9 protein-coding genes are annotated in these 6,444 nt (G+C 63.9%); 4 read left to right on the top strand and 5 right to left on the bottom strand.

Features of this window, described 5'->3' with window-relative positions:
- Positions 1–62 precede the first annotated feature (62 nt).
- The 4 genes from AC1DMG_RS18475 to thpR form a co-directional block, all read right to left on the bottom strand.
- Complete coding sequence (locus AC1DMG_RS18475; RefSeq protein WP_441604210.1) at positions 63–275, bottom strand: oxidoreductase-like domain-containing protein; 213 nt, start codon at positions 273–275, stop codon at positions 63–65.
- Between the two features lie 20 nt (positions 276–295).
- A complete protein-coding gene (locus tag AC1DMG_RS18470) occupies positions 296–1,063 on the bottom strand; it encodes a class I SAM-dependent methyltransferase (protein WP_477180875.1) in 768 nt (255 codons plus the stop codon).
- Positions 1,064–1,157: 94 nt separating this feature from the next.
- On the bottom strand, positions 1,158–2,555 hold the full coding sequence (locus AC1DMG_RS18465; RefSeq protein ID WP_441604212.1) for a M20/M25/M40 family metallo-hydrolase: 1,398 nt from the start codon (positions 2,553–2,555) through the stop codon (positions 1,158–1,160).
- 86 nt (positions 2,556–2,641) lie between these two features.
- Positions 2,642–3,241 carry an RNA 2',3'-cyclic phosphodiesterase gene (gene thpR / locus AC1DMG_RS18460; RefSeq protein WP_441604213.1) on the bottom strand — a complete coding sequence of 200 codons (600 nt, stop codon included), beginning with the start codon at positions 3,239–3,241 and terminating at the stop codon, positions 2,642–2,644.
- Between the two features lie 150 nt (positions 3,242–3,391).
- Between thpR and AC1DMG_RS18455 the strand changes: the two genes are divergently transcribed.
- The 3 genes from AC1DMG_RS18455 (at position 3,392) to AC1DMG_RS18445 (ending at position 4,930) form a co-directional block, all read left to right on the top strand.
- The gene (locus AC1DMG_RS18455; RefSeq protein WP_477180874.1) at positions 3,392–3,793 is read left to right on the top strand and encodes an ExbD/TolR family protein; all 402 of its coding nucleotides are present in this window, start codon (positions 3,392–3,394) and stop codon (positions 3,791–3,793) included.
- 192 nt (positions 3,794–3,985) lie between these two features.
- On the top strand, positions 3,986–4,336 hold the full coding sequence (locus tag AC1DMG_RS18450; RefSeq protein ID WP_441604215.1) for a hypothetical protein: 351 nt from the start codon (positions 3,986–3,988) through the stop codon (positions 4,334–4,336).
- A gap of 36 nt (positions 4,337–4,372) precedes the next feature.
- Positions 4,373–4,930 carry a Spy/CpxP family protein refolding chaperone gene (locus AC1DMG_RS18445; RefSeq protein ID WP_441604216.1) on the top strand — a complete coding sequence of 186 codons (558 nt, stop codon included), beginning with the start codon at positions 4,373–4,375 and terminating at the stop codon, positions 4,928–4,930.
- 52 nt (positions 4,931–4,982) lie between these two features.
- On the opposite strand, the gene AC1DMG_RS18440 is transcribed toward AC1DMG_RS18445, so the two are convergent.
- A complete protein-coding gene (locus AC1DMG_RS18440) occupies positions 4,983–5,642 on the bottom strand; it encodes a 2'-5' RNA ligase family protein (protein ID WP_477178068.1) in 660 nt (219 codons plus the stop codon).
- 117 nt (positions 5,643–5,759) lie between these two features.
- Here AC1DMG_RS18440 and AC1DMG_RS18435 point away from each other — a divergent pair, with 117 nt between their 5' ends.
- On the top strand, positions 5,760–6,215 hold the full coding sequence (locus AC1DMG_RS18435; protein ID WP_441604218.1) for a hypothetical protein: 456 nt from the start codon (positions 5,760–5,762) through the stop codon (positions 6,213–6,215).
- Positions 6,216–6,444 lie beyond the last annotated feature (229 nt).

Genomic DNA, 6,444 nt, shown 5'->3' with positions numbered 1-6,444 from the left:
ACTGAGGCAGTCGCGCACAGGGTGCGCTCCCACAACAGTACGGCCTCGCGGTACCGCGACAATCAATCGGGCGAATGCAGCGGATGCCGCTCTTTCCACGCCGCCAGCGCTTCGCGGTATTTGCCCATGGCTTCATCGTAGAAATCGAAGATGCAGGGCACGCAGCCCTGGCCGCAGCAGTCTTCGTCGTCGGGGCGTTGCGGCGGAGTGGGTGGTGGATCGTCGGAGGGCGCGTTCGCGCCCTCCGTTACGGTGGTTTGCTGTAAATCAGTCAAATCGTAAGTACCGCTCAGAGTCAGCCGGGCTTGCGGAAACGATAGACGAACTGGTCGGTATGACCACGGATCGACTTGTCGAATACCTTGATGTTGTGCGGGTCTTTGGGATTGCGCAGCACGTCGCTTTCGCCGTCGAACACAAAGCCCACGGACTCGACCTGCTTCTTGACGATGGCCGGATCGATGCGATGCAAGGTGTCGGTGTCGCGCATCCCCGAACCGGCTTCGGCGACATGATCGACCACCACGAACAGGCCGCCGGGCTTGAGCGAATCGAACACCTGCTTGTCGAAGGTCACCGGATCGACGTTGMCCATGAACTTGTCCGGGTAGTCGTGGTAGTTCTGCGACGTGAAGACGAGGTCAACCTTGACCGGCGTCTTGAACTCCTTGGCCGGCACCATCAGTACACCGACATTGGCGTAATGCGGGTTGGCTACCAGCGCCTTGGAAGCCTGCACATCCGACTGCGCTTCCTTGCCGTATTCGTTGGGCCACACGGCGAAGACCTTGCCCTGGGGGCCGACCACGCCGCTGAACACGCGCGTGAAGTAACCGCTGCCGGGAATCAGGTCGACGACCGACTGGCCCGGCTTGACCTCGGCGAAGGCCATCAGATCGGCGATCTTGCGGCGATCATCGTTGACGGTGTCGTCCTTGCGCGCGGGATCGTTGACCGCGGCGGTGACGTACGAGGGGACCTCGGCTGGCGCCGGCGGGGTCGCCAGCGCCGCGGTGACAGGGAAAGCAAGAGCTACCAGCACTGCAAGGACGGTCGGACGCATGACGAACTCCGTTTTCAGTTGGGTATTGGGGGCGCTAGTTTGCGCCCCCTCAGCATAAACCGCTGCAGGAGTTTCGGCACGGTCCCAGGTCGCGTTATTTGCCGACCGCCGGACCCGCCAACGTGGTGAGCAGCACGTGCCAATAGGTCACGTCGTCATAGAACGACTTCACCGGCACGCGCTCGTTGAGGCCATGCGCGAACGCGTCGCTGTTCTTCATGAACATGCCGTTCACGCCATAGGTCGGGATGCCTGCTGCGCGGAAGTAGATGCCATCGGTGGCGCCCGATTCCTGCACCGGCGTGATCGCCACGCCCGGACGAATGGCATGCACCGCCTTGGTCACGGCCGCAACCACATCCGGACGCAGCGGCGAGGCATCGCTGGAAACCGCCTTGCCGATCAGGTTGACCTCTACCTTGGGACCCACCTGATCGGCCAACGTCTTGCGCACCGTCTCGATGGACACGCCAGGGAAGATGCGGCAGTTGATATTGGCGGTGGCCGATTGCGGCAAGGCGTTATCGGCGTGACCACCGCGCAGCATGGTGGCGACGCAGGTGGTCCGCGTCTTGCCCACTTCAGTAGGATCGGCCGCCAGCACGCTCGCTGCGTTGGCGTCATGCGGGTCCTTGGCGAAGTCGCGCATGGCCTGCCCCACTTTGCCTTGCGTGGTTGCGCCAAGTGCCTTGAACGAGGCGATGGTGGTGTCGTTCCACATCACCGGAAACTGATAACCCTGCACTTTCTTCAGCGCGTCCGCCAGTTCATAGATGGCGTTGTCGGCACGCGGCAGCGAACTGTGACCGCCCGCGTTGCGCGTGGTGAGTTCGAAATCCGCATAGGCTTTCTCAGCCGTTTGCAGGCCGAACACGAGCGGCTTGCCGTCTTCGCCGAGCTCGCCGCCGCCGGCATCGGTATTGAGCGCGAACTCCGCATCGACCAGGTCGCGATGATTCTTCACCAGGTCGTCCATGGTGTCCTGCGAGGTTTCCTCATCGCCCGTGTAGACGATGATGAGGTCGCGCGTGGGCACGAAGCCGGCCTTCTTGAGCTGGATGAAGTTCGCCGCGAGCACGGTGACGCCGCTCTTGATGTCTTCGGTGCCGCGCCCGTAGAAATAACCGTTTTCTTCGATCAGCTTGAACGGGTCGCGCTGCCAGTCTTCCGGCTTGGCGGTGACCACGTCCATATGCGCCATCAGCGCGATGGGCTTGCCGCCGGTGCCGTTGCCGCGATAACGCACCACCATCGCCGCCGTCTCGCCGTGCGGGATGATATGGATATCCGCATCGGGGAAACCCGCCGCGCGGAACTGGTCGGCGAGGTAGTTCGCCATCACCGGCACCTGCCCCTGCCCGATCTCCGTCTTGAACGCGATCAGGTGACTGAAGATGTCACGCGCCTGCGCCTGGTTGGCGTTCGGCGCGGCAGCCATGACGGGAAGCGCGACCGAGCAGGTCAGCACAGTAGCGAGCAAGGGTTTCAACATGGGCATCTCACCGGCGTCGGAAGGAGCCGTGAGTATGTCGTGTTACCCGGCCGCACGGCATCCTGCGGCGCGCCATGGCCCGCGGGCTATGGTGCCCGGAACCGCCAGGTGTCCAAGATCCGGTAGTCACCGCCGCCAACGACACTGTGCACCAACGAAAATCCTTCCACGCGCCAGCTGATCGGCGCGATCGCCATGGGCTCCGGCAGGCGGCCCCGGCTATAGGCAAAGGTCACATGCGGGGTGAACTGGCGTGACAGGTGTCGCCCCAGGCCGGCCAGCGACAACGTCTGTTGGAGGTCATTCCACAGTCGCTGCAGGCCTTCGGGTATGTGCAAGCAGCGCAGCACGCAAGGTGGTTCGCGACCATGGAAGGCCGCCGCCGAATCCAGCACCAGCTCAAAGGGCTGGGCCTGCACCTTGGCCCCGGCCGCCATCGCCGCCTTGGCGATGTCTTCGCGCAACATTGGGTGATCGCCAAGGAAATGCAGCGTGGCGTGATAGCGCGACGAGCGGATCATGCGCGCATGCAGATGCTGCTCGGCCGCCACCCGCGCAGCCGCGGCCTCGATGCGTTGAGCCACGGCAGCGTCCGGCATCAGGGCGAAGAACAGGCGGTGGACTTGCGGCGGGGTGTGGCCACCCAGCAGATCAGGCTGGCGATCGGAAGAAGATGGGCGGTTCATGCAGACACGACGTGGGGCTAGCGGTACACGATACCGCACACGACGACCCTACTTGCGCGACACCCGGCCGTCGGGAGTAATCTGGTCCCGCCGGCTCATCCCCAGGTCCGGCGTCCCACATCGATGCCATTCACGCGGTAAGGAGGAAGTATGGCTTTCTCTGCACGTGTTTCCGATGCTCCGCTCGCCCAGATCAACGTGACGCCACTGGTGGATGTGCTGCTGGTGCTGCTGGTCATCACGATGATCACCTCGCCCGTACTCACCCACAAGTTGAAACTCGACCTGCCGCAGCCGGGCCGCAGCAACCACGCCGCGACGTCCGAAGCGGTACGGTTGTCGATCCAGGTGGACGGCTCGATGACCTGGAACGATGTGCCGATCGATGCCGCGATGCTGTCATCGCAACTGGCGATCGCCGCGCACCAGGGCGAACCGCCGCGACTGCAGCTTGATCCCGCCGATGGTGCGCCCTATCAGTCTGTGGCCAGCGTGATCTCGGCGGCCAAACGCGCAGGCCTGGAGAAGATCGACTTCGTATCCACGCRCTAGCATCAACACCGGCGAGGACGTTGCGGCGTCCTCGTCGCTGTCGTGACAACGCAAATGTCACGCGGCAGCGACATAAGCAAACCGTTCCCAAAGTCGTATGAAAATGCGGCGACGTATTGTGCTGGCGTGCACATGGCCAGACCTACGCTTCCCACGTGCGACACCACCGCCGCACGGCCGGAGGGAACGTAGATGAAACACCACTCGTCCATCGCACTACATCACAAGCTTGCCGCCGCCGCGATGGCTGTGGCCTGGATGGCGCTGCCGCTGCCGGCGCTGGCGCAGTACCACCATGGCCCGCCGCCGCATTACGACCACCACGATTATCACAGTCATTACGACAATCACTACGACTATCACCATGACCACTACGACCATTACGACAATGGCGGAGCCGTGGTTGCCGGCGCCCTGCTCGGCGTGGCCGCAGGCGTAGCGATCTCCAACGCCAATACGCCGCAGCCGCCGCCGACGGTGATTTACACCTCGCCGCCGCCACCGCCGCCGCCGGGTGTCGTCTATTACAACGACGGCTACTAGAACGCTGCCGCCATCCACTGCACAGGAACTCCGACGATGAAAACCACTCTTCGCAGTTTGACCCTGCCGGCGCTGGTGTCCTTTGCGCTGGTGGCCGCTCCCGCATGGGCGCAACAAGCCGCACCAACCACCGCGCCTGCCGCGCAGAAATTGCCCACGGCCACGCCGCCGGGTGCGCAGGACCATGGGCAGAAACACGCTGATGCGGTCGAGCGGCGCATTGCTGACCTGCACGCGCAACTGAAGATCACCGACCAGCAGGCCAAGCCCTGGGATGCCTTCGCGCAGACCATGCGCGACAACGCACGCAAGGCCGACGAGGCGTTCCGCGAACGCGCGCAGAAGCTGCCGACCATGAGCGCTGCCGACGCCATGAAGTCCTATGCCGATCTCACCGAGACGCATGCGGACAATATGAAGAAGCTCTCTTCCTCCTTCAGCGATCTGTATAGCGCGCTCTCGCCTGAGCAAAAGCAGATTGCCGATGCGATGTATCGCAACCCCGCCGGCGGCCCGAAGGGCGCCGGCCCTCACAAGGGCGGCAAGGCGAGCAAGAGCGTACCGGCTGGGGCTACTTCAAGCGCGCATAGCTGATCCACCGCTGCACCAACGAGACGCGGCACGGCAATCGTCGTGCCGCGCTTTTCTATTGCGCGCTGCGGGCGGGTTCCTGTGCATCTTCGAGCGCAACACGGCGAACGCATTGCAATGGCCCAAGTTGATCGCGAGCGTCGTAGGTGACGTACTGGAGCTCGCTGGCCTGCAGCGAGGGAGGTGGCGCCCTGACATCATCCAGCCGTTGCCGCAGTTCAGCCGCGGATACGCAGCGGCGATACAAACCCAGGGTGATGTGCGCGACATAGGGCGACTGCCTGATTTCGGCGCTGCATTCCCCCAGGACACCCCGCCACCTCGCCAGTCGTCCCATGGGATCGCCCACGGGAATGAAGGCAGCGCTGGCGAAGCTGTCCACTCTTGCGAGAGGCAGGCTGCACGCGACACCTGCGTCTGCCTCAAGCAGAGCCACCTGCTGCCCGAGCCGTTGCAGGGGAAAATCGTCGTCACGCTCTCCTTCGCCATGAAAGCCGCAGACGAATACCGTCAGATGCGCCTGTCGACGCGGGCTCGGATGCAGCAAGTCCGCCAACTGGTTGCGCGCGACCCGGATGTACTCGAGCAGTTCCGTATCGACCACGGGAACGATCCAGACGCCGTAGCGCAGGCGCCCCCGGCGCCAATGCGGGTAGTCGCGCAAATCAGCCACCAGGGTTTGGGCGGGTGCTGCCGTGGAGTCGGAAAACAACATGGATCGATGCTATCGATTTCGCCCGGTTGGTAGTGGCCGGCGACCCTGCAAAGAGTCATGTCGCCCGCCGGCCTGTATGCGTTTAGAGTAGCGGCGCCAGACGCCACGGAGAACACCATGACTCGCTCGCGTCATCCCCTGCTCACAGCCATCCTCTGGGGTGGCGTGGTCGCCGGCACGCTGGACATCGGCGCCGCCTCGCTCATCAGCGGTTTCAGCCCCGTCGTGATCCTCAAATACATCGCAGCCGGCTTGCTCGGCAAGGGCGCGCTCGCAGGCGGCCCAACGGAAGCGGCGCTGGGCATGCTGCTGCAATGGGCCATGTCGCTGGTGATCGCAGCCGTGTTCGTGCTGCTCGTGGGCCGCCGCGTGGCCGCCACGCGGCAGTGGCCCATCTGGGGCATAGCCTACGGCGTCGTGGTGTTTGCGGTGATGAATTACGTGGTCGTGCCATTGTCCGCCTTGCACAAGGTGCCGCACTTCAGCGTCTTCAGCTTCGTGGCCAACCTCGCGGCGATGCTGCTGTTCGGCTGGATCATCGCCCTGTTCGCCAGGACCCGGCTTTCCCCTTGATGGCTGTGGCCTCCCGCGACGGTGGCCAGYGCACTTAGAGGACGGCTCTTGCGGAGTCGCCACGTCCCTCGTCTTCGGGCACATTTGCCGTTGACACCGGGGGGGGTCTTCATGCGCAAAACAGCCGTCTTCTGCACGCTGCTGGCCATCGCCAGTGGCGCCTCAGCATCCACCACCAGCAAGCCGCCGGCACCGCCCGTCAGCACCGCCCAGAGTACCGATTACCGAT

This window comes from Dyella sp. 01N36, assembly GCF_056399745.1.
Note: the sequence above shows the minus strand (reverse complement) of the source record. Positions and strands in the feature narration are given on the sequence as shown.